This window comes from Arthrobacter humicola, from assembly GCF_022803015.1.
In the GTDB taxonomy this organism is placed as follows: domain Bacteria; phylum Actinomycetota; class Actinomycetes; order Actinomycetales; family Micrococcaceae; genus Arthrobacter; species Arthrobacter humicola_A.
Genome location: NZ_JAFKON010000002.1, coordinates 129,470 through 150,070, shown reverse-complemented (window position 1 = coordinate 150,070; position 20,601 = coordinate 129,470). Strand labels below are relative to the sequence as shown.

Genomic DNA, 20,601 nt, shown 5'->3' with positions numbered 1-20,601 from the left:
TTGCGGCCTTCCGGCGGGGATGGTTGCATGGACCCCATGGCTACTGCAGAGAGTTACGTCCTGGCGATCGGGACCAAGAAAGGCCTTTGGCTGGCGACCAGCCAGGACCGGAAGGACTGGTCGCTGTCCGGCCCGCATTTTCTGATGAGTGAGGTGCCCAGCATCGCCATCGATACCCGCGATGACAGGACCCGGATCCTGGTGGGGGTCCGCTCCGAGCACTGGGGTCCCACGGTTTTCCACTCAGATGATCTCGGCGGATCCTGGACCGAACCCGAAAACGGCGCCATCACGTTCCCCGACGGCACCGACGCCGCCCTGGAACGGATCTGGCAGATCTATCCCGACGCCGGCTCCCGCCCGGGCGTCGTGTGGGCGGGCTGCGAACCGATCTCGGTCTGGAAATCCACCGACGGCGGCGAGCACTTCGAGCTCAACCGCGGCCTCTGGGACCATCCGCACCGCAGCGAATGGGGCGCAGGCTATGGCGGCGCTGCGGCGCACTCAATCGTCGTCGACCCCACGGGCGAGAAAGTCCACGTCGCCATGAGCACCGGAGGGGTCTACCGCTCGCTCGACGGCGGCGCCTCCTGGGAGCCGCGCAACAAGGGAATTTCCGCGTACTTCATGCCGGATCCCAACCCGGAATTCGGCCAGTGCGTCCACAAGATCGCGGCCGACGCCGCCGTCGACGGCCGCCTGTACGCGCAAAACCATCACGGCGTGTACCGCAGCGACGACGACGCCGAATCGTGGGAGTCGATCGCCGAAGGGCTGCCGGCGGACTTCGGTTTTGTGATGCTGACGCATCCGCGCCGGGCCGGTACCGCCTGGGTGGTCCCGCTGAAGGCTGACGGCGAACGTATCCCTCCGGAAGGGAAGCTTGCCGTGCACCGGACCGATGACGCCGGCGCCAGCTGGAAACGGCTCGATGCCGGGCTGCCGGAAGCCGAGTACAACGCAGTGCTCCGTGATGCTGCCAGCGTCGACGGTGCGGAGCCTGCGGGCGTCTACTTCGGGACGCGCGGCGGCAGTGTCTACGCCAGCGCTGACGAGGGAGAACACTTTACCGAGGTCGCCTCGCACCTGCCGGACGTGCTGTGCGTGCGGGCAGCCGTGGTCTCCACTGCCCTGCTCCCGGCGCAGGCGTGAAGGGGTAAAAAGCGCATGAACAGCGGCGACGCCATGCCGGCAGACTCGGTGATCAGCGTGGTCCTGCCCAGCGTCCTCCAACCGCTCGCCGGCGGGCAGTCCATCCTGACTGCGCCCGCCGAGGCAGCGGTGACGGTGGAGTGGGTGCTGGATACGGTGACCGGGGGCTATCCGGCGCTGTCGCGGCGGTTGCGGGACGAGACCGGAAGTGTTCGCCGTTACGTGAATATATACGTCAACGGGAATGAAATCCGGCGGCTGCAGGGTCTGGTGACTGCCGTGGCGCCGGGCCAGGAAGTCCTCATCATCCAGTCGGTGGCCGGAGGCTGACGCCTCAGGCGACCCGCCAGACGCTGCATTCGTCGGCGTTGATGGCCTTGCGCATGCCTGTGTGGCGGTCCATGATCCAGACGACGCCGATTCCGGGGGCCGTTTCCTGAACGCTGCCGCGGCGGATCACGACGTCATCGTAGTTCGGGCCCACCCGCAGGCGGGCCTCGATCTCATCGCCGCGGTGCAGCTGGTCGAGCGCGCGGACGCGGGTTACATGGGCTTTCGCTTCCTTCAACATGGCGGGGCCTCCTGGACTGGAGTCGGTGCCTGCTCTTGCCGGCACTTCCAGTCTCCTGCGCCAATGTTGCGTCCGCGTTTCGGCACGGTAAGGGGCCGGTTAGATTTCGGGGGCGCAACGGATACCGGTCCCCATCAGGGCTGCGGTGCGCCCTCAGGGGAGCTGGCGTTCGCCCGGGCGCTCGACCCGGAGCCACCGGTACCCGTAGCGGTCCAGCGGGACTTCGAAGGCGCCGTCGTCGGAGAGCGGGATGTCCTCGCCGCCGAGCAGATCCCGGAGCACGGCCCCGGCGTAGGAACGCCCCGCCGCGTCCTTCCCGTCCGGACCCCCCGGGCCGCCTTCCTCGCCCTCCGGCGGGACCACCGAGGCCGTCACAGACGCCGGCTCGGCGCCAAAATTGTGGGCGACCACCACCGTGGAGCCGTCCCACGTGCAGCGGTGCAGCAACACCGCCGGTGAGGCCTGCTTGATGAGGGCAAACCTGCCCCAGCCGAGCTCGGGACATTCCCGGTACCGCTGGATCAGCGTCGCGATGAAGTTCCACAGCGAATCGGGATCCCGTTTCGCGGCCGCGGCGTTGATGCGCGCCGGCCCGAACGGTCCGTCCACGGGCTGGGCGACGAGGTCCCCCGGCGGGGCGGTCGAGAAGCCGCCATTTTCGGTGTGGTCCCACTGCATGGGAGAGCGGACGGCCGAGCGGCCCTTCGCGCGCAGGTCTTCGCCCATCCCGATTTCTTCGCCGTAGAAGAGCACCGGGGTGCCCGGCAGCGAGAACATCAGGGAGTACACCATGCGGATCCTGGCCGGGTCGCCGCCGAGCATGGTGGGCAGCCGCCGCCGCAGTCCGCGGCCGTACATCTGCATATCGGGATCCGGGCCGAAGGCCGCGAAGACCTCCTCGCGTTCGGCATCGCTGAGCTTGTCCAGGGTGAGTTCATCGTGGTTCCGGACGAACATGGCCCATTGGTTGTCGGGATTGATCTTCGGACGGCTGCCGAGCGTCCGGGCCAGCGGCCGGGCGTCCTGTCGGGCCAGTGACAGGTACATGTTCTGCATGGAGAGGAAATCAAACTGCATGTTCAGCTCGTTGCCGGCCGGGCCGTCGAAGTACTTCAGCTGCTCTTTGTATGGAAGGTTGACCTCGCCCAGCAACACCGCACTGCCATGGCGGCGGTTGAGGAAGCTGCGCAGGGCGCTCAGGTACTGGTGCGGGTCGATTTTCGCGGCTTCATCCTTGGGCTCGCCGATCAGCTCCAGGAAGAAGGGCACCGCGTCCAGCCGGAACCCGTCCAGGCCTAGCTGAAGCCAGAATCCCATCGACTTCGCAATCTCGTCCCGCACCTTGGCATTCATCACGTTCAGGTCCGGCTGGTGTTTGGCGAACATGTGCAGATACCACTCACCGGTGGCCTTGTCCTGGGTCCAGATGGACGTTTCCTCGCCGGGAAACACCACCTGGTCCGAGGTGTCCGGCGGCGTGTCCTTCCGCCAGACGTAGTAGTCGCGGTAGGGGTTGTCCACGGACTTGCGCGCCTGGACGAACCACGGGTGCCGGTCGGAGGTGTGGTTGATGACAAAGTCCGCGATCACCCGGATGCCGCGGTCGTGGGCGGTGCGGATGAATTCCACCAGATCCCCCAGGCTTCCGAGCCGGGGATCCACGCCGTACATGTCGGTGACGTCGTAGCCGTCGTCGCGGTCCGGGGAAGGGTAGAAGGGCATGAGCCAGATGCACGTGATGCCGAGCGCGGCAAGATAGTCCACCCGCTGGATCAGTCCGCCGAAATCTCCGGTGCCGTCGCCGTCGCCGTCGAAGAACGTCTCCGGATCCAGGCAGTAAATCACCGCGTTCTTCCACCAGAGGTCCGAGGTCTCGGCGATTCTCACAGCGCACCGTCCGTTCCGAACGGAGCCGGTCCCGCCGCCGGGCGGAGCTGGGGGAGGACGTGCTCGGCGAAGGCCTCGATAAACGGCGTCTGCTCCTGGCCGACAAAGTGCAGGTACAGCTCATCGAACCCGAGGTCCAGATAGGAGGCCAGCCATTGGGCGTGCCGCCCGGCATCGGCGGAGACGTTGACGGCCGCCCGCACCTGGTCCTCCTGGACACCGGCGCTGACACCGTCGAAATGGGCCGCCGTGGGCAGGTCCCAGGGAATCGGCGGAGCAAAGACGTTGGTGCGCCACTGGTCCTCGGCGATCGCGACGGCCTCTGCCTCTGTCGGCGCCCAGGACAGGTGGACCTGGAGGGCTGCCGGCCCGCGGCCACCGGCGTTCCGGTACGCCGCCACCATGTCCTTCAGCTTTCCCGCCGGCTGGTTGACGGTGACGAGTCCGTCGGCCCAGTCCGCTGCACGGCGCGCTGTTTCCACGCTCACCGCCGGGGCAATGATCGGCGGTTTGGTCTCCGGAACATCCCAGATCCGGGCTTGCTCCACCGTGACGAGGCCGTGGTGCGTGACCACGTCGCCGGCGTGGAGCCGGCGGATGATGTCTACGCATTCCTCCAGCCGGCGCTGACGCGTTTCCTTCGGCGGCCAGGCCTGGCCGGTGATGTGCTCGTTCATATACTCGCCGCTGCCCGGGGCCATCCAGAAGCGGCCGGGAAACATGTCCGCCAGGGTGGCGGAGGCGTGCGCGATGATCGCGGGGTGGTACCGCTGCCCGGGCGCCGTCACCACCCCGAAGCGCAGACCGGTGGTAGCCAGCGCGGCCCCGAGCCAGGACCAGGCGAACCCGGAGTGGCCCTGCCGGGCGGACCACGGCTCAATATGGTCCGAACACATGGCGGCATCGAAGCCTGCCTGCTCGGCCAGTTGAACGTCCTGCAGGAGGCGGCGGGGGCTGATCTGTTCATGCGAGGCGTGGAACCCGATGGTAGCCATCACCCATGTTTACCGCCGGGGCCGGGCCGTGTCGAGGAGCCCCCAGTTGAGGAGCCCCTCGCGAGAAGCCACGGCGTGGGGGTGGCGGTGCCGGGACCGCGGCGCAAGAATGGGCGCTATGCACCTGCCGTTGATGCCTCCCATTGCGCCCATGCTGGCCAAAGCACTCCCCGCGCTGCCGTCGCCGGACGCCGGAACGGGCTGGCTCTTTGAGCCGAAATGGGACGGTTTCCGCTCCATCATTTTCCGTGACGGCGACGAGGTGGAGATCGGCAGCCGGAACGGCAAGCCGATGACGCGCTATTTCCCCGAGCTTGTCGAGGCGCTGAAGTCGGAGCTGCCGGAACGCTGCGTGGTGGACGGCGAGATCATCCTGGTGGCGGCCTCCGGGGACCGGCTGGACTTCGACGCGCTCCAGCAGCGCATCCATCCGGCCGCCAGCCGGGTGAAGCTGCTCGCGGAACAGACCCCGGCGCGCTTCGTGGCGTTCGACCTGCTGGCCCTCGGCGACGAGGATCTCACGGGCAAACCCTTCTCCGAGCGCCGCCGGCAGCTGGAGCGCGCACTGGCAGCCAGCGCGGCGCCGGTCCACCTCACAGCCGCGACCTCCGACCGGGACACGGCGCAGCGCTGGTTCCGGCAGTTCGAGGGCGCCGGACTGGACGGGATTGTGGCCAAGACGCTGGAGGGCAGCTACCAGCCGGACAAGCGCGCGATGGTCAAGGTCAAGCACGAACGGACGGCGGACTGCGTGCTGGCCGGATATCGCGTGCACACCTCCGGTCCGGACCGGATCGGCTCACTGCTCCTGGGGCTCTACGACGACGCCGGGGTGCTGGCGAACGTCGGCGTGGTGGGAGCCTTCCCGATGGCCCGGCGCGCGGAGCTGTTTGCCGAGCTGCAGGAGCTGGTCACCGGTTTTGACGACCACCCCTGGGCCTGGGCCCGGCAGGAGGAGGGGGCGCGCACTCCGCGGAAGGCCGAGGGAAGCCGGTGGAGCGGCGGCAAGGACCTGTCCTTCACCCCGCTGCGGCCCGAGCGCGTGGTGGAAGTGAAGTATGACCATATGGAGGGCGAAAGGTTCCGGCACACAGCCCAGTTCCTGCGCTGGCGTCCGGACCGTGATCCGCGCTCCTGCACCTATGACCAGCTGGAGGAACCGGTGAAGTTCGATCTCGCCGCGGTACTGGGCGCCGCCCGCTAACCGGGTAGCCCGCTCACCCGCTCAACGCATTAACGACGGCGGCCCGCCCCCCGAAGGGACGGGCCGCCGTCGTTAATGCGGAAAAGCGGTGCGGAAGTGCGGTTGAAATCCGCTGTCGGTGCGGGGCTACTGCTGGCCGAGCTGTTTGGTGGGGACCCGGAACGTTTCCTTGGCCGTCAGCGCCGCGACCGTGGCGATCAGGCAGATGATTGCGGTGAAGATGGAGATCTGGACCCAGCCGCCGGGCTGGATGCCGCCCATGGCCGCCACGATCGCCGGGGCGAAGCCGGCCATCAGGAAGCCCAGCTGGGTGCCGATTGCGAGGCCGGAGAAGCGGACGTTGGTGCTGAACATCTCGGCGTAGAAGGAGGGCCAGACCGCGTTGGCCGCAGCGTAGCCGAAGGAGAAGAACGCGATTGCCGTAAGGAACATCAGCGCGACGTTGCCGGATTCGAGGCTCAGCAGGAAGACCGGGGTCAGGGCTGCGCTGGACAGTGCGCCGTAGATGAAGACGGGCTTCCGGCCGATCTTGTCGGCGAGCATGCCGAAGAGCGGCTGGGTGCCCAGTGCCATGAAGTTGGCGCCGACGACGAGCCATAGGGTGGTGGTGCCGTCCACGCCGGCGACGTTCTTGGCGTAGCTGATGGCCAGGGTGCCGAAGACGGTGGACACGGCGGCGATGAAGGCGCAGGCGATGACACGCAGGACATCGCGCCAGTGGCTCTTGAGGAGGTCCGCGACGGGGAGCTTGGAGATCTGCTTGGTCTTCTGGGCCTCCTCGAACGCCGGCGGCTCGTGCAGGGTGCGGCGGATGAAGAACGCGACCAGCACAACCACGGCGCTGAGCCAGAACGGGATGCGCCAGCCGATCGTGTACTTGATGTCGTCAGGCAGGGCGAGGACCGGGATGAAGACGAGGGCGGCGAGGATCTGGCCGCCCTGGGTGCCGGTCAGGGTCCAGGAGGTGAAGAAGGAGCGGCGGTTGTCCGGGGCGTGCTCGAGCGTCATGGACGAGGCGCCGGCCTGCTCGCCGGCAGCGGAAAAGCCCTGGCAGAGACGCGCCAGCACCAGCAGGACAGGGGCCCACCAGCCGACCGTCTTGAAGTCCGGCAGGCAGCCGATGGCAAAGGTGGAGGCGCCCATCAGCAACAGCGTGAACATGAGGACCTTCCGGCGCCCTATCCTGTCACCGAAGTGGCCGAGGATAACGGCGCCGACCGGGCGGGCAATGTAGGCAAAGCCGAAGGTGGCGAACGACATGATCGCCGCGTTGGTGTCCGCGTCGGGGAAGAAGACATGCGGGAAGATCAGCGCGGCTGCGGAACCGAAGATGAAGAAGTCGTAATACTCGACGGCGCTGCCCAGGAAGCTGGCAAGGGCCGCCTTCTTCGGCGTCCCTCCTGTGGTTATACCCGGCGTCGTGGACGGGACAGTGTGGCTCATGGTGTTCCTTTGGTGTGACGACGTTGTCGCGGATGGATCAGGAAGGTCTCGGCTGCCGCTTGCTTAAGTGTGGTGCAGCCGGAGGTCCGTGGAAAGACCCGGACTAGTAGCCACATGGTGGAAGCTACTTGTGCGATGTAGCAATCATGCTGTGAGCGCAGTCACTTGTCAACAAAAATAATCACCATCTAGAAATAGCTCTCACTATGTGGGAACATCGATGCATGAGTGTGAATCAAACCACAGAAGTTCCCGCCGCTTCCGGGCATCCGGCGGAAGTCCCTTCGAAGCCTGCAAAGGCCGCCAGGGAGGACTCGCGGACGGACATGGTGGGCAAGGCCTTGGGTCTGCTGGTCCTCCTGGGCGACGAGCCGCGGGGTGCCAGCGCCGCGGAGATCTCCCGCCGCGCGGATCTGCCATTCAGCACCACGTACCGCCTGCTCGGCTCCCTGACGCGGGACGGCTTCGTTGACTACGAGCCGGACGGCCGCCGCTACCACCTGGGGCTGAGGGTCTTCCAGCTTGGCCAGCGCGTCTCCAACCACCACGGCTTCGCGGGTACGGCGCTGCCCATCCTGCGGCGCGTGACCGAGGAAACGGGTGAGGCGACGATCCTCTCCGTGCGGGACGGCATCCACCACCTGACGGTGAACAAGGTGGACGGCCCGCAGACGTTCCGGGTCACGAGCGACCCCGGGCATCTCGGGGCACTTCATACCACCTCAGTGGGCAAGGCACTGGTGGCGTTCGCCGACGACGCCACCCGCGCCCAGCTCGTCGAGGAACTGCCCCTGGAGCCGCTGACGGCGCTCTCCATCACGGACCGCGAGGCTTTCCGGGCCGAAATCGAGCAGGTCCGGCGCCAGGGCTTCGCCACCATGGACGAGGAAAACGAACTCGGCATGCGCGCCGTCGCCGTCCCGGTTTTCAACGCCCAGGGGCACGCCTTCGCCTCGCTGGCAACGGCGGTCCCGGTCTTCCGCCTGAGCATGGAGGCCCTCGCGGCCCTCGTGCCGCTGCTGCAGGCGGCGGCCGCCGAGCTGTCGGCCCGGCTGCCCCAGCGGTGACGGCCGACCAGCCTGCGTCATGAAAGCGGGCGTCATGAAAGCGGGCGCCGAAACACGCCGGCGGCGTAATAATATGTTCGTCATTCGAACAACAGTGCAACATGTGAACAAAGTCTGTAATGTAATCCCTATCACCCGGCCCGCCGCGGACGCCGCAAGCGTCGCCGCCCGCCGAGTGCCGTTGTCAAAGGAGCAAACTGGATGAGCAATCGAGCAGAGTCCTTCCTCGTGGGCCTCGTGGGAGACGGCGTCATGCCCTCCCTCACGCCCTACATGCATGAACGCGAGGGCGACGTGCAGGGCCTCCGGTACCTCTACCGCCCCATCGACCTCACCGAACTCGGCCTGCCCGGCCGGGCCGTGGGGGAGTTGCTCTCCGGCGCCCGGAGCCTCGGGTTCAACGGATTGAACATCACGCACCCCTGCAAGCAGCTCGTGCTCGAGTACCTGGATGAGGTCTCCGCCGACGCCCGGCGCCTGGGCGCCGTCAATACCGTGGTGATCCGCGACGGCCGCTTCATCGGCCACAACACCGACTTCTCCGGCTTCGCCGCGGCGCTGGCCTCCGGGCTCCCCGGCGCCGCCCTGGATCGCGTGGTGCAGCTGGGAGCCGGCGGCGCCGGCTCCGCCGTCGCCTACGCCCTGCTCACCGCGGGGGTCCGCGAGCTGGACCTCGTGGACACCGACGCGGCCCGGTCCGCCGCCCGGGCGGCCGAGCTCGCCGGGTTCTTCCCGGACCGGACCGTCACCGCCCGGACGACGGCGGAGCTCCCGCAGCTCATGCCGCAGGCCGACGGCCTGGTGCACTGCACCCCCGTGGGCATGGCCGCCCATCCGGGGGTTCCGTTGGACATGTCCCTCGTGGTGTCCCGGCACTGGGTGGCCGACATCGTGTACCGGCCGATCGAAACAGAGCTCGTCCGCGAGGCGCGCGCCAAGGGCTGCGAGGTGCTCGACGGCGGCCGGATGGCCGTGGGCCAGGCGGCGGATGCCTTCCGGATCTTCACCGGGCGCCAGGCTGACGCCGACCGCATGCGCTCCCACTTCCTGGAACTTGTGGCCGCGGAAGAGGTGCCCGCCTGATGCGCACCGGGATCGCCACCGTCTGCCTCGCCGGCACCTTGCGGGAAAAAATGCAGGCCTGCGCGGTGGCCGGCTTCGACGGGATCGAGATCTTCGAACAGGACCTCGTGACGTCCCCGCTGAGCCCGGAGGACGTCCGGAAGCTGGCCGCCGACCTCGGCCTGAACCTGGATCTCTACCAGCCCTTCCGGGACTTCGACAGCGTTCCCGAGGACCTGCTCGCCGCCAACCTGCGCCGCGCGGACGCCAAGTTCCGGCTCATGTCCCGCCTGGGCATGGACACCATGCTGCTCTGCTCCAACGTCGGCACCGCCACGATCGACGATGACGAGCTCCGCGCCGCACAGCTTTCCCGGCTCGCGGACCTCGCGGGTGACCACGGCGTCAGGGTCGCCTATGAGGCCCTGGCCTGGGGCATGTACGTGAACGACTACGAGCACGCCCACCGGCTGGTTGGGATGGTGGACCACCCCAACCTGGGCACCTGCCTGGACTCTTTCCACATACTCTCCCGGGACTGGGATACCGCGCCGATCGAGGCCTTCGACCCGGAGAAAATCTTCTTCGTCCAGGTCGCCGATGCCCCCAAGCTGTCCATGGACGTGCTGTCCTGGAGCCGGCACTACCGGGTGTTTCCAGGGGAGGGCCAGTTCGAGCTCGCCAAGTTCATGGGCCACGTGGTCCGCGCGGGCTACACGGGACCGGTGTCGCTGGAAGTGTTCAACGACGTCTTCCGCCAGGCCGACGTCGAACGCACCGCCGTCGACGCCATGCGGTCGCTGATCTGGCTCGAAGAGCAGAGCGCCGCCTGGCTCGAGGCAAACCCGGCGAATGCAGCAGGCGGGATGACCAGCGGGGCGGCCGGCCCGGTGTCCGGTGCCCGGCGCCGCTACCCCATGGAGCTGGCCACGCTTCCCCGCGTGGCCGAGCCCGCCGGCTTCAACTTCGCCGAGGTCCGGGCCGGTGACACCGCCGGACTGGAAACCCTGCTGGGTCAGCTGGGGTTTGCGTTCAACGGGCGGCATCGCACGAAGGATGTGCAATTGTGGACCATGGGCCACGCGCGCGTGATCATCAATGAAGAACCGGCAGCCATCGGCACGGCGACCGCTGCCGCCGGTACCGGCCAGCCGGCTCCCGCCGCCCCTGCCATCTCCGCCCTGGGCTTCGACGTCGACTCTCCCGTTATCGCCGCCGCCCGCGCCCAGCAGCTCAAGGCCCCCGCCGTGCCGCGCAAGAGCCAGGCCAACGAGGAAGTCTTCCAGGGCTTCGCCGCGCCGGACTCCACCGAAATCTTCCTCTGCCAGGGCAGCCCGGACGGCACCGCCGCGTGGACCCGGGAATTCGGCGACGGCCTGGACGTCGCCGCGGCGGACCCGGCAGAGCACCCGGCCGCGGTGATCGACCACGTGAACCTCGCGCAGCCGTGGCAGCACTTCGACGAGGCCGTGCTCTTCTACACCAGCGCCCTCGCACTGGAACCGCAGCCGTTCGCCGAGGTGGCCAGCCCCACCGGGCTGGTCCGGTCCCAGGTGATGCTGACGCAGGACCGCGGCGTCCGCCTGGTGCTGAACCTGGCCCCGCTGATCCAGCAGGAAGGGACTGCCGGCACCGGCCACCGCCCCGGCTACCAGGAGCACATCGCCTTCGCCGTGGAAGACCTCGTGGCCACGGCCCGGTCCGCACGGGACCGCGGACTGGACTTCCTGCAGATCCCCGCGAACTACTACGAGGATCTCGACGCCCGGTTCGCTCTGGACCCGGAATTCCTGGCCACGCTCCGTGAGCTCAACCTGCTGTATGACCGCGATGCCGACGGCGAGTTCCTGCACTTCTACACCGCCACCGTGGGCAGCGTGTTCTTCGAAATGGTGGAGCGCCGCGGTGCCTACGACGGCTATGGCGCCCCGAACGCCCCGGTGCGGCACGCCGTCCAGTACGACCACCTGCACCAGCTGACCCGTACTTCCTGACCCCATCCGAACAACAAACACACCCACGAAAGGAGGCTGCTGTGCCTGAAGAAATCAACCTCGACGTCTTCAACGCCGACCCGATCACCGAGGACGTGTCCGACGAAGCCACGGAGGCCGCACCAAAGACGCATGCGCCCGCTGTCCATGCCTTGGATACTGCCGCGGAGTCGCAGGCGGACCTCAGCGCCGAGATGAAGGCGATCGGCGAAGCGTACGCGCAGGCCCTCAAAGGCGGAGCCCCGGCCGAAACCCAGCCGCGGCTCGACTACGCGCCGTACCGCAGCAGCGTCCTGCGCCACCCCACCAAGGATCTGCACCACGCGGATCCGGAAACCATCGAACTGTACTCGCCGGCGTTCGGGCACATGGACGTGCACGCGCTGGAAGCGGACCTGACCATCGGGCACAACGGCGAGCCGCTCGGCGAACGCATCGTGGTCTCCGGCCGGGTGCTCGACGGCGACGGACGCCCCGTCACCGGCCAGCTCGTCGAAATCTGGCAGGCGAACTCCGCCGGCCGCTACATCCACAAGCGTGACCAGCACCCGGCGCCGCTGGACCCCAACTTCACCGGCGTCGGCCGCTGCATCACGGGCGCGGACGGCTCCTACAGCTTCACCACCATCAAGCCCGGCGCCTACCCGTGGAAGAACCATCTCAATGCCTGGCGCCCGGCCCACATCCACTTCTCCCTGTTCGGGCAGGAGTTCACCCAGCGGATCGTCACCCAGATGTACTTCCCCGGTGACCAGCTGTTCCCGCTGGACCCGATCTACCAGTCGATCGTGGACCAGGATGCCCGTGACCGGCTCGTGGCCACCTACAACCACGAGCAGACCAAGCCTGAATGGGCTCTGGCGTACAACTGGGACATCGTCCTGACCGGGTCCAAGCGGACCTGGACCGAAAACGAGGCATTGGGCGCAGGAGGCGATGAGAATGAATAGCAACGCCGTGGGTAAACTCACCTCGACACCGGGCCAGACCGTGGGGCCGTTCTATGGCTACGCCCTGCCCTTTGCCAAGGACCGCGAGCTCCTGGCTCCCGGATCCCCGGGTTCCATCCGGCTCCAGGGCACCGTCTATGACGGCGCCGGGCACCCGATCCCGGACGCGATCCTGGAGATCTGGCAGGCCGACGCGGACGGCAAGGTCCCGCACCGCACGGGCTCCCTGGTCCGGGACGGCTACACCTTCACCGGCTTCGGCCGCAGCGCTGTCGGCAACACCGGCGTCTTCACCTTCACCACGGTGAACCCCGGCCCCACCGAGGAGGGCGCGGCGCCGTTCATCGCCGTCGCCGTCTTTGCCCGGGGCCTGATGAACCGCCTGTTCACCCGCGTCTACCTGCCGGAGGACGAGGAGGCCCTGGCCAAGGATCCGCTGCTCAGCTCGCTTGACCCGGACCGGCGCCGGACCCTGATCGCACACCGGGATCCCGACGGCGGACTGAGCTGGGACATCCGCCTCCAGGGCGACGGCGAGACCGTGTTCCTGGATTTCAGCAGCGCCGAGGGTGCCTCCAAGTGACCTTCTTCGAAACCGACGGCGACGCCGGCCTGCTCAGTCCCGTGTCGGCGTCGCCGTTCGTGGCGGCGCTGACCGGGGACCGTGCGGTGCTCGCCGCCATCCTCAAGGTCGAGGCCGCCTGGGCGGCGGTCCTGGACGAGGCCGGCCTGGCCCCGGCCGGGTCCGCCGCGGTGGTGGCCGCCGCCGCGGACGTGCAGCGGTACGACGTCGCGGGCCTCGCCGTCCGGGCGCAAGGCGGCGGCAACCCCGTCATCCCGCTGCTCGCCGACCTCCGGGAGCAGGTCAGGAACCTGGACACCGCCGGACTCGGCGCCGTCCGCGCCGTTCACACCTCCCTGACCAGCCAGGACGTGCTCGACTCGGCCCTGATGGTGCTGGCCGCCGGGGCCATCCGCGAACTGCTCGCGGAGCTCCGGTCGGCAACGGCCGCCCTCGCCGGCCTCGCCGAAACCCACGGGCACACGCTTTGTGTCGCCCGCAGCCTGACCCAGCACTCGCTTCCCTACACCTTCGGGCTGCGGGCCGCGCAATGGTTCAGCGGGCTGGCCGCCGCGGCCGGCCGGCTCGAGGCCCTCGAACTGCCGGTACAGACCGGCGGCGCCGCCGGGACCCTGGCCTCCGGCACTGTACTTATTGACGGCGCTGTACTCACTGCCGGCGCTGGGCCGGCCGCGGGGACACTGTCCCCGTTTGACCTCGCCGACCGGCTGGCCGCCCGCCTGGGTCTCGCTCCCGTTCCTGCCCCCTGGCACACCAACCGGCTGGCCGTAACCTCGCTCGGCGACGCGCTGGCGGCGGTGACCGACGCGGCCGGAAAGGTGGCCGCGGACGTCCTGTTCCTCAGCCGGCCCGAAGTTGCCGAGGTTGCGGAACCGCGCGTCGCGGGGCGCGGCGTGTCCTCGGCCATGCCGCAGAAGCAGAACCCCGTGCTCTCCGTGCTGATCCGCAGCGCCGCCCTGCAGGCCCCGGCACTGGCCGCACAGCTGCATCTCGCGGCCGCCACTTTCAACGACGAACGCCCCGACGGCGCCTGGCACAGCGAATGGGCGGCCCTGCGCCAGCTGCTGCGCCTGGCCCTCGGCGCCGCGGTGCAGCTGCGCGAACTGGCCGAAGGGATGGCGGTCTTCCCCGGCGCGATGCGCCGCAACCTCGAGCTCGGCGGCCCGCTGCTGCTCTCCGAAGCCGTCAGCGCCGCCGTCGCACCGCTTTTGGACGGGACCGTTGTGGACGGGAACGGCGCCGGCCCGGGAGCAGCCCGGACCGGGAAACAGCGGCTCCAGGCCGTCGTGGACGAAACGCTCCTGGCCCCGGCTGCGGAGCAGGCAGACACCTACCGGGCACTGCTCCGCGCCGCTGTCCCGGAGGAGCTGCTCAGCGACGCCCGGCTTGAGGAACTTTTGAACCCGGCCAACTACCTCGGCCAGGCCGTTGAGATCTCCCGCCGCATCCTCGCGGCGTATCCGGAATACACCGGCCACGCCGGCGCCCTCGCCCACCACATCCAGAACGGAGCTTCCCGTGGCTAGACCCACCGTCAAAGCAGTCCTGCTGTCGCCCCAGCGCGAACTCGGCGACAAGCCCCTCCTCATCGTCGGGCCCTCGCTCGGAACATCCTCCCTGCTGTGGAGCCAGGCCGGCACATTGCTGGGCGCCGACGTCGACGTCATCGCCTGGGACCTGCCGGGGCACGGCGTCTCGCCCGCGGCGGAGGAGACCTTCACGGTCGCCGACCTCGCGGATGCCGTGATCGGCCTGGTCGATTCGATCGCCCCGGGCGCGCGCTTCCACTACGCCGGGGTATCCCTCGGCGGCGCCACCGGACTGCAGCTTGGCATCAAGCACGGCGACCGGCTCAAGAGCCTCTCCGTGCAGTGCTCCGGCGCGAAGCTCGGCACTGCCGAGGGCTGGCTGGAACGCGCCGAAACCGTGCGCACGCAGGGCACCCCGGTGATGATCCAGGGGTCCGCGCAGCGCTGGTTCGCGCCGGGCTTTATGGAGAGCCAGCCGGAGCTCAGCAGCCGGCTCCTGCACAGCCTCCGGGACGCCGACCGCTTCAGCTACGCCTTCTGCTGCGAGGCCCTGGCCGGCTTCGACGTGCGGGACCAGCTCGGCACCATCCGCGTCCCCACCCAGGTTGTGGCGGGCGCCCTGGACGACGTCGCCCCGCCGTCGATGGCCGGGGAAGTCGCCGCGGGTATCACCTCCGGCGGCGGCACTGCTACGGCCGTCAGCCTGGAGGGCGTGGCACACCTGGCGCCGTTCGAGGCGCCGGGCCACGTCGCCGAGCTGCTTAAGGGCCTCATCACCTGGACCGAGACCCAGGGAGCGGGGGCATGACTCTCTCCGAAACCGGCAGTGCCGAATTCAACGGGCTCGAACGCAACGGTGTGGTCCAGCCCGGCGCGACCAGCCAGGAGATCTATGACGGCGGCATGAAAGTCCGCCGCGAGGTCCTCGGCGCCGCGCACGTGGACCGCGCCAACGCCAACAAGGATTCCTTCACCGAGGACTTCCAGGACATGATCACCAGGATTGCCTGGGGCGGCATCTGGACCCGGCCCGGGATCAGCCGCCAGATGCGCTCAGCCGTCACCCTGACCGCCATGGTGGCCCACGGGCACTGGGAAGAACTGGCCATGCACATCCGCGCCGCCATCACCAACGGCCTGAGCCGGGACGAGATCAAGGAAATCCTGCTCCAGACCGCCATCTACTGCGGGGTCCCCTCCGCCAACACCGCGTTCAAGACCGCCCAGCAGGTCTTCCATTCCATGGACGACGCAGCCATGGACGAAGCAGAAACGGACAAGAACCCATGAATCAGGCATTTATTTATGACGCTGTGAGGACGCCGTTCGGGAAGTTCGGTTCCGGCCTCGCCGGGATCCGCCCGGATGACCTTGCCGCGCACGTGATCCGCGAATCCGTGAAGCGCGCCCCGGCCCTCGACGTGGAGCGGATTGACGAGGTGGTGTTCGGCAACGCGAACGGCGCCGGGGAGGAGAACCGCAACGTCGCCCGGATGGGCACCCTGCTGGCCGGGCTGCCGGTCTCGATTCCGGGCACCACGGTCAACCGGCTCTGCGGGTCCTCGCTGGACGCGGCGATCATCGCCTCCCGCCAGATCAACACCGGCGACGCCGAGCTGATGCTGATCGGCGGCGCCGAATCGATGTCCCGGGCCCCGTGGGTGCTGCCCAAGACCGAGAAGCCCTACCCGGCCGGGGACCTGACCCTGGCCTCCACCACGCTGGGCTGGCGGCTGGTGAACCGGGCCATGCCGGCGGACTGGACCATCTCCCTGGGCGAGGCCACCGAACGGCTGGCGGAGAAGTACGGCGTGACCCGGCAGGCGCAGGACGAGTTCTCCGCCGGCTCCCACAATCTCGCCGCCGCGGCCTGGGACGAGGGGTTCTACGACAACCTCGTCGTCCCGGTCCCGGGCACGGACCTGGTCCGCGACGAGGGCATCCGTCCCGGGTCCTCGGCGGAGAAGCTCGCCGGGCTCAAGACCGTGTTCCGGACCGGGAACGGCACCGTCACGGCCGGGAACGCGTCCCCGCTCTCTGACGGCGCGTCCGCGGCGTGGCTGGGCAGTGAAAAGGCCGCCGGGCTCCTGGGTATGGAGCCTGTGGCCCGGATCGCGGGGCGCGGCGCGCACGCCAACGATCCCCAGTACTTCGGCTACGCCCCGGTCGAGGCCGCGAACAAGGCCCTCGCCAAGGCCGGCATCGGCTGGGACCAGGTCGGCGCCGTCGAACTGAACGAGGCGTTCGCCGCGCAGTCCCTGGCCTGCATCAACGCCTGGGGCATCGACGCGTCAATCGTGAACCGGCACGGCGGCGCGATCGCCATGGGCCACCCGCTCGGCGCCTCCGGCGGGCGGATCCTGGGCACCCTGGCCCGGTCCCTGCAGGCCTCCGGGCAGCGCTGGGGCGTCGCCGCGATCTGCATCGGCGTCGGCCAGGGCCTCGCCGTCGTGCTCGAAAACGTAACTTCCCGCGATGCGGCATAGAGGACAGGGCTAAGAGAGATGCTGAATTTCATCGACACCGTCGGCGAGGCCGTCGCCGGCATCGAGGATGGTTCCACCGTGATGATCGGCGGCTTCGGCAACGCCGGGCAGCCGTTCGAGCTCATCGACGCGCTGCTGGAGTGCGGCGCCACCGGCCTGACCGTAGTGAACAACAACGCCGGCCAGGGCGACCAGGGCCTGGCCCTGCTGATCAAGGAAGGCCGGGTGAAGAAGATGATCTGCTCCTTCCCGCGGCAGTCCGACTCCTGGCATTTCGACGCCAAGTACCGCGCCGGCGAGGTTGAGCTCGAACTGGTCCCGCAGGGAAACCTCGCCGAGCGGATCCGTGCCGCCGGCGCCGGGATCGGCGGTTTCTTCACGCCCACCGGCTACGGCACCATGCTCGCCGAAGGCAAGGAAACCCGCTTCCTGGACGGCAAGTGGCAGGTGTTCGAGACCCCCATCCACGCCGACGTCGCCCTCATCAAGGCCCTCACAGCGGACGGCCGGGGCAACCTGGTCTACCGTAAAACCGCGCGGAACTTCGGCCCCATCATGGCCGCCGCCGCGAAACACACCATCGCCCAGGTGTCCGGGATCGTCCCCACCGGCGGCCTGGACCCGGAAAACATCGTGACCCCCGGCATCTACGTCAACAGCATTGTGAAGGTGGCCTGAGATGAGCATCCCAACCAATGACCAGAGTCTGCGGACCGGCAACCAGGCCGACCTCCAGACGTCCGGCAAGCCGCTGGGCCGTGACGATCTCGCCCGCCTCGTGGCCGGCGACATCGCCCCCGGATCCTTCGTGAACCTCGGCATCGGCCAGCCCACCCTGGTCTCGAACTACCTCGAGCCGGAGCAGAACATTACGCTCCACACCGAGAACGGCATGCTCGGCATGGGCCCGGAGGCCACGGGGGAGCAGATCGACGGCGACCTCATCAACGCAGGGAAGATCCCCGTGACCGAACTGCCGGGGGCGTCCTACTTCCACCACGCTGACTCCTTCGCGATCATGCGCGGCGGACACCTGGACATCTGCGTCCTGGGCGCCTTCCAGGTTTCCGCCACCGGCGACCTCGCCAACTGGCACACCGGGGCCCCGGACGCGATCCCCGCCGTCGGCGGCGCCATGGACCTCGCCACCGGCGCCAAGGACGTCTTCGTCATGATGACGCTCCTGACCCGCGACGGCGTGTCCAAACTCGTGGAGACCTGCACGTACCCGCTCACCGGGATCGGCTGCGTGACCCGCGTCTACACCGACAAGGCCGTCTTCCTGACCGGACCCGACGGCGTCCAGGTGCGGGAGACCTTCGGCTGCACGCTCGAGGAACTCCAGGCCATGGTCCCGATGCCGCTCCGGGCGGCGGACCCAAGCTGACAGGCCTGCGGCCGGACAAGCTGTGGGCACCGCTAAAGTGATGCGGGACCGAGAGGCGGAAAATGACTGAGCCAGCCAAGAGCGGCGGCGCGCCCGCGGCCAGCGACCAGTACGTGCAGTCGCTGGCGCGCGGGCTCGCAGTGATCCGTGCCTTCGACACGGAACACCCCAAAATGACGCTGACCGAGGTGGCGGCCCGGACCGAGCTGACCCGGGCCACCGCCCGGCGGTTCCTGCACACGCTCGCGGAGCTGGGCTATGTCCGCACGGACGGCAAGATCTTCGCCCTGACTGCCAAAGTGCTGCAGCTCGGCTACGCCTACCTGTCCGGGCTCTCCCTGCCGCAGCTCGCCCAGCCGCATCTGGAAGAGCTCTCCCTCGAACTGGGGGAGTCGACGTCGGCCGCGGTGCTCGAAGGCACCGACATCGCCTACATCGCCCGGGTGTCCACCCGGCGGATCATGACGGTCGGCATCACGGTGGGCACCCGCTTCCCCGCCTACGCCACGTCCATGGGCAGGGTGCTGCTCGCGGCCCTCCCGCCGGCGAAGCTGGAAGAGTACCTCGCGGCAGCCGAGATCCGGCCCCTGACTCCCGGAGCCATCGGAACGCGGGCCGCCCTCCTGGCGGAGCTGGATACTGTTCGCGCCCAGGGCTGGTGCCTGCTGAACCAGGAGCTGGAGCTGGGCCTGATGTCCATTGCGGCGCCCGTCCACGACGGGCCGAAAGTGGTGGCGGCCATCAACGTCTCGCTGCAGGCCCAGACGGTATCCGCGCAGCCCGATCCGGACTCCTATCTCAAGGCCGTGCGTGAGGCGGCGCTGGCCACGGCGGAAATTATCTCCGCGGACCTGACCTCGGGCCGGTGAAACGCGTTTCAGACGGTACGTCTGGGAAGGCGTACGTCCTGGGAAGAGAACCGTCAGGTAGCGGGATCCGGGATCGGCTCAGTTGAAACCGTGATCGTCACGCCACCGGGTTCGTCACCGATTTTCAAATGCAGGTCCCTGCCCACCAGCAAGGCATGGATGTCTTCGCTGCCTCCGGGCGCGATCTGCTCGGCCAGCCGCGTGAGCGCCAGTGCCATCGCCCGGCCCCAGTCGTGCGGATCGACGCTGGATGATTCTGCCGTCGCTGAGTAATTCTCTGTTTCAGTCATCTGCCCCCGCTTTCGGCGTCCGGAGCGCAGCCTCCGGCACATCACGAAGTCCAGTCTAGTGAGCCTGCGGAGCGCACGTCCACGATTCGCGCCGGCCCTGCGCAGGTTACGCGGGCACTGCGGCTAGGATTTTAGTTCGGGAACCCTCCGCCGAATTGCCCCTAAGGACGCCATGACAGAGAACAGCACCGCGACGTCGGAGACCCTGGAAACCGGGGACAATACAGCGTCCCGGCGCGCCGCCGTGGTTATCAACCCCATGAAGTCTCCCGGCGACAGCTTCCGCGCCTCCTTCTTCCGCCTGTGCGAGACCCAGGGCTGGGCGGATCCGCTGTGGCTGGAAACCACGAAGGAGGACACCGGGCTGGGCCAGGCCCGCGAGGCGCTGGAGGCCGGAGTCGACGTCGTAATCGCCGCAGGCGGCGACGGAACGGTCCGCTGCGTGGCGGAAGTCCTCGCAGGCACCGGAACGCCGATGGGCCTGGTGCCCCTGGGGACCGGGAACCTGCTGGCCCGCAATCTCGGCATCGACATCACCGACCCCGTGGCGGCCAGCTACGACGTCCTGAGCGGCACGGACACCAAGGTGGACGTAGTGAAGGCCACGCTGGATCACGCCGAGACGGAATCCACCTTCCTGGTGATGGCCGGACTTGGCTACGACGCTGCGATCATGGCCAACACCGTCGACGAACTCAAGGACCGCGTGGGCTGGCTCGCGTACGTTGAGGCGGGCATCCGGCACCTGCCGGGCAAGCCCATCAGGGCGAAAATCAGCATGGACGGCGAGCACCCGGTACGGCGCCGCATCCGCAGCGTGATGGTGGGTAACTGCGGCAAGATCATGGGGGGCGTGGAGATCTTTCCCGACGCCAAGATCGACGACGGCATCCTGGACGTCGTGATTTTGGCCCCCATCGGCCGGTTCGGCTGGCTGGATGTGCTGGCCGGCGTCTTCGGCCGGAGGAACGCCAAGAACGCGTCGGTGGAATACTTCGCTGGAAAGTCAGCCGAGATCGAACTCGCCCACGAGCAGGAATTCCAGCTCGACGGCGACCCCCTCGGCAAGGCCAAGCACCTCAAGGTCACGGTCGAGCAGGATGCCCTCACCATCCGGATGACAGGCATCTGA

The 20,601-nt window shown here is 68.4% G+C and carries 21 protein-coding genes; 16 read left to right on the top strand and 5 right to left on the bottom strand.

The window, feature by feature from the left end; genetic code table 11:
- Positions 1-27 precede the first annotated feature (27 nt).
- Together ARTB_RS05650 and ARTB_RS05645 are read left to right on the top strand one after the other, a co-directional pair.
- Positions 28-1,152: a WD40/YVTN/BNR-like repeat-containing protein gene (locus tag ARTB_RS05650; RefSeq protein WP_243178108.1), complete on the top strand. Its 1,125-nt coding sequence runs from the start codon at positions 28-30 to the stop codon at positions 1,150-1,152.
- 15 nt (positions 1,153-1,167) lie between these two features.
- Positions 1,168-1,482: a MoaD/ThiS family protein gene (locus ARTB_RS05645; protein ID WP_243178107.1), complete on the top strand. Its 315-nt coding sequence runs from the start codon at positions 1,168-1,170 to the stop codon at positions 1,480-1,482.
- Positions 1,483-1,486: 4 nt separating this feature from the next.
- Here the strand turns inward: ARTB_RS05645 and ARTB_RS05640 are convergent, their stop codons facing one another.
- From ARTB_RS05640 to ARTB_RS05630, 3 genes are all read right to left on the bottom strand, one after another.
- Positions 1,487-1,723 carry a hypothetical protein gene (locus tag ARTB_RS05640; protein WP_018775353.1) on the bottom strand — a complete coding sequence of 79 codons (237 nt, stop codon included), beginning with the start codon at positions 1,721-1,723 and terminating at the stop codon, positions 1,487-1,489.
- A gap of 153 nt (positions 1,724-1,876) precedes the next feature.
- Entirely contained in the window at positions 1,877-3,610 is a 1,734-nt protein-coding gene (locus tag ARTB_RS05635; protein WP_243178106.1) for an alpha-amylase family protein, read from the bottom strand.
- Entirely contained in the window at positions 3,607-4,605 is a 999-nt protein-coding gene (locus ARTB_RS05630; RefSeq protein WP_243178105.1) for a TIGR03885 family FMN-dependent LLM class oxidoreductase, read from the bottom strand. The genes ARTB_RS05635 and ARTB_RS05630 overlap by 4 nt, the downstream gene beginning before the upstream one ends.
- Positions 4,606-4,723: 118 nt before the next feature.
- On the opposite strand from ARTB_RS05630, the gene ARTB_RS05625 reads away from it, so the two are divergent.
- A complete protein-coding gene (locus ARTB_RS05625) occupies positions 4,724-5,809 on the top strand; it encodes an ATP-dependent DNA ligase (protein WP_223914914.1) in 1,086 nt (361 codons plus the stop codon).
- A 126-nt stretch (positions 5,810-5,935) separates the two neighbouring features.
- On the opposite strand, the gene ARTB_RS05620 is transcribed toward ARTB_RS05625, so the two are convergent.
- Entirely contained in the window at positions 5,936-7,252 is a 1,317-nt protein-coding gene (locus tag ARTB_RS05620; RefSeq protein WP_243178104.1) for an MFS transporter, read from the bottom strand.
- Positions 7,253-7,476: 224 nt separating this feature from the next.
- On the opposite strand from ARTB_RS05620, the gene ARTB_RS05615 reads away from it, so the two are divergent.
- The 12 genes from ARTB_RS05615 (at position 7,477) to ARTB_RS05560 (ending at position 19,179) form a co-directional block, all read left to right on the top strand.
- A complete protein-coding gene (locus ARTB_RS05615) occupies positions 7,477-8,319 on the top strand; it encodes an IclR family transcriptional regulator (protein ID WP_243178103.1) in 843 nt (280 codons plus the stop codon).
- Positions 8,320-8,520: 201 nt separating this feature from the next.
- Positions 8,521-9,402 carry a shikimate dehydrogenase gene (locus tag ARTB_RS05610; protein WP_243178102.1) on the top strand — a complete coding sequence of 294 codons (882 nt, stop codon included), beginning with the start codon at positions 8,521-8,523 and terminating at the stop codon, positions 9,400-9,402.
- Complete coding sequence (locus ARTB_RS05605; RefSeq protein ID WP_243178101.1) at positions 9,402-11,375, top strand: bifunctional sugar phosphate isomerase/epimerase/4-hydroxyphenylpyruvate dioxygenase family protein; 1,974 nt, start codon at positions 9,402-9,404, stop codon at positions 11,373-11,375. Before ARTB_RS05610 ends, ARTB_RS05605 begins: the two co-directional genes overlap by 1 nt.
- A gap of 41 nt (positions 11,376-11,416) precedes the next feature.
- Positions 11,417-12,325, top strand: coding sequence for a protocatechuate 3,4-dioxygenase subunit beta (gene pcaH / locus ARTB_RS05600; protein WP_243178100.1), 909 nt, complete (start codon positions 11,417-11,419; stop codon positions 12,323-12,325).
- A complete protein-coding gene (pcaG, locus tag ARTB_RS05595; RefSeq protein WP_243178099.1) occupies positions 12,318-12,908 on the top strand; it encodes a protocatechuate 3,4-dioxygenase subunit alpha in 591 nt (196 codons plus the stop codon). The genes pcaH and pcaG overlap by 8 nt, the downstream gene beginning before the upstream one ends.
- A complete protein-coding gene (locus ARTB_RS05590; RefSeq protein ID WP_243178098.1) occupies positions 12,905-14,434 on the top strand; it encodes a lyase family protein in 1,530 nt (509 codons plus the stop codon). The genes pcaG and ARTB_RS05590 overlap by 4 nt, the downstream gene beginning before the upstream one ends.
- Entirely contained in the window at positions 14,427-15,245 is an 819-nt protein-coding gene (locus tag ARTB_RS05585; RefSeq protein ID WP_243178097.1) for an alpha/beta fold hydrolase, read from the top strand. Before ARTB_RS05590 ends, ARTB_RS05585 begins: the two co-directional genes overlap by 8 nt.
- On the top strand, positions 15,242-15,727 hold the full coding sequence (gene pcaC / locus ARTB_RS05580; protein ID WP_243178096.1) for a 4-carboxymuconolactone decarboxylase: 486 nt from the start codon (positions 15,242-15,244) through the stop codon (positions 15,725-15,727). The genes ARTB_RS05585 and pcaC overlap by 4 nt, the downstream gene beginning before the upstream one ends.
- Positions 15,724-16,923, top strand: a complete 1,200-nt coding sequence (locus ARTB_RS05575) for a thiolase family protein (RefSeq protein WP_243178095.1) — start codon at positions 15,724-15,726, stop codon at positions 16,921-16,923. The genes pcaC and ARTB_RS05575 overlap by 4 nt, the downstream gene beginning before the upstream one ends.
- A gap of 18 nt (positions 16,924-16,941) precedes the next feature.
- Complete coding sequence (locus tag ARTB_RS05570; protein ID WP_243178094.1) at positions 16,942-17,601, top strand: 3-oxoacid CoA-transferase subunit A; 660 nt, start codon at positions 16,942-16,944, stop codon at positions 17,599-17,601.
- Position 17,602: 1 nt separating this feature from the next.
- Positions 17,603-18,310, top strand: coding sequence for a 3-oxoacid CoA-transferase subunit B (locus ARTB_RS05565; RefSeq protein ID WP_243178093.1), 708 nt, complete (start codon positions 17,603-17,605; stop codon positions 18,308-18,310).
- A gap of 62 nt (positions 18,311-18,372) precedes the next feature.
- Positions 18,373-19,179 carry an IclR family transcriptional regulator domain-containing protein gene (locus tag ARTB_RS05560; RefSeq protein ID WP_243178092.1) on the top strand — a complete coding sequence of 269 codons (807 nt, stop codon included), beginning with the start codon at positions 18,373-18,375 and terminating at the stop codon, positions 19,177-19,179.
- A 53-nt stretch (positions 19,180-19,232) separates the two neighbouring features.
- Here the strand turns inward: ARTB_RS05560 and ARTB_RS05555 are convergent, their stop codons facing one another.
- Positions 19,233-19,469, bottom strand: coding sequence for a hypothetical protein (locus ARTB_RS05555; protein WP_028277604.1), 237 nt, complete (start codon positions 19,467-19,469; stop codon positions 19,233-19,235).
- A gap of 172 nt (positions 19,470-19,641) precedes the next feature.
- Between ARTB_RS05555 and ARTB_RS05550 the strand changes: the two genes are divergently transcribed.
- Positions 19,642-20,601 (top strand): diacylglycerol/lipid kinase family protein, encoded by a 960-nt coding sequence (locus ARTB_RS05550; RefSeq protein ID WP_243178091.1) that lies wholly within the window; start codon positions 19,642-19,644, stop codon positions 20,599-20,601.

Excerpts from the sequence above, each read along its gene's own strand:
- pcaC (WP_243178096.1), top strand. The coding sequence starts at position 15,242 with ATGACTCTCTCCGAAACCGGCAGTGCCGAATTCAACGGGCTCGAACGC.
- ARTB_RS05650 (WP_243178108.1), top strand. The coding sequence starts at position 28 with ATGGACCCCATGGCTACTGCAGAGAGTTACGTCCTGGCGATCGGGACC.
- ARTB_RS05550 (WP_243178091.1), top strand. The coding sequence starts at position 19,642 with ATGACAGAGAACAGCACCGCGACGTCGGAGACCCTGGAAACCGGGGAC.
- ARTB_RS05645 (WP_243178107.1), top strand. The coding sequence starts at position 1,168 with ATGAACAGCGGCGACGCCATGCCGGCAGACTCGGTGATCAGCGTGGTC.
- ARTB_RS05575 (WP_243178095.1), top strand. The coding sequence starts at position 15,724 with ATGAATCAGGCATTTATTTATGACGCTGTGAGGACGCCGTTCGGGAAG.
- pcaG (WP_243178099.1), top strand. The coding sequence starts at position 12,318 with ATGAATAGCAACGCCGTGGGTAAACTCACCTCGACACCGGGCCAGACC.
- ARTB_RS05605 (WP_243178101.1), top strand. The coding sequence starts at position 9,402 with ATGCGCACCGGGATCGCCACCGTCTGCCTCGCCGGCACCTTGCGGGAA.
- ARTB_RS05625 (WP_223914914.1), top strand. The coding sequence starts at position 4,724 with ATGCACCTGCCGTTGATGCCTCCCATTGCGCCCATGCTGGCCAAAGCA.
- ARTB_RS05615 (WP_243178103.1), top strand. The coding sequence starts at position 7,477 with ATGAGTGTGAATCAAACCACAGAAGTTCCCGCCGCTTCCGGGCATCCG.
- ARTB_RS05640 (WP_018775353.1), bottom strand. The coding sequence starts at position 1,723 with ATGTTGAAGGAAGCGAAAGCCCATGTAACCCGCGTCCGCGCGCTCGAC.
- ARTB_RS05570 (WP_243178094.1), top strand. The coding sequence starts at position 16,942 with ATGCTGAATTTCATCGACACCGTCGGCGAGGCCGTCGCCGGCATCGAG.
- ARTB_RS05565 (WP_243178093.1), top strand. The coding sequence starts at position 17,603 with ATGAGCATCCCAACCAATGACCAGAGTCTGCGGACCGGCAACCAGGCC.
- ARTB_RS05555 (WP_028277604.1), bottom strand. The coding sequence starts at position 19,469 with ATGACTGAAACAGAGAATTACTCAGCGACGGCAGAATCATCCAGCGTC.
- ARTB_RS05560 (WP_243178092.1), top strand. The coding sequence starts at position 18,373 with ATGACTGAGCCAGCCAAGAGCGGCGGCGCGCCCGCGGCCAGCGACCAG.
- ARTB_RS05630 (WP_243178105.1), bottom strand. The coding sequence starts at position 4,605 with ATGGCTACCATCGGGTTCCACGCCTCGCATGAACAGATCAGCCCCCGC.
- ARTB_RS05620 (WP_243178104.1), bottom strand. The coding sequence starts at position 7,252 with ATGAGCCACACTGTCCCGTCCACGACGCCGGGTATAACCACAGGAGGG.
- ARTB_RS05610 (WP_243178102.1), top strand. The coding sequence starts at position 8,521 with ATGAGCAATCGAGCAGAGTCCTTCCTCGTGGGCCTCGTGGGAGACGGC.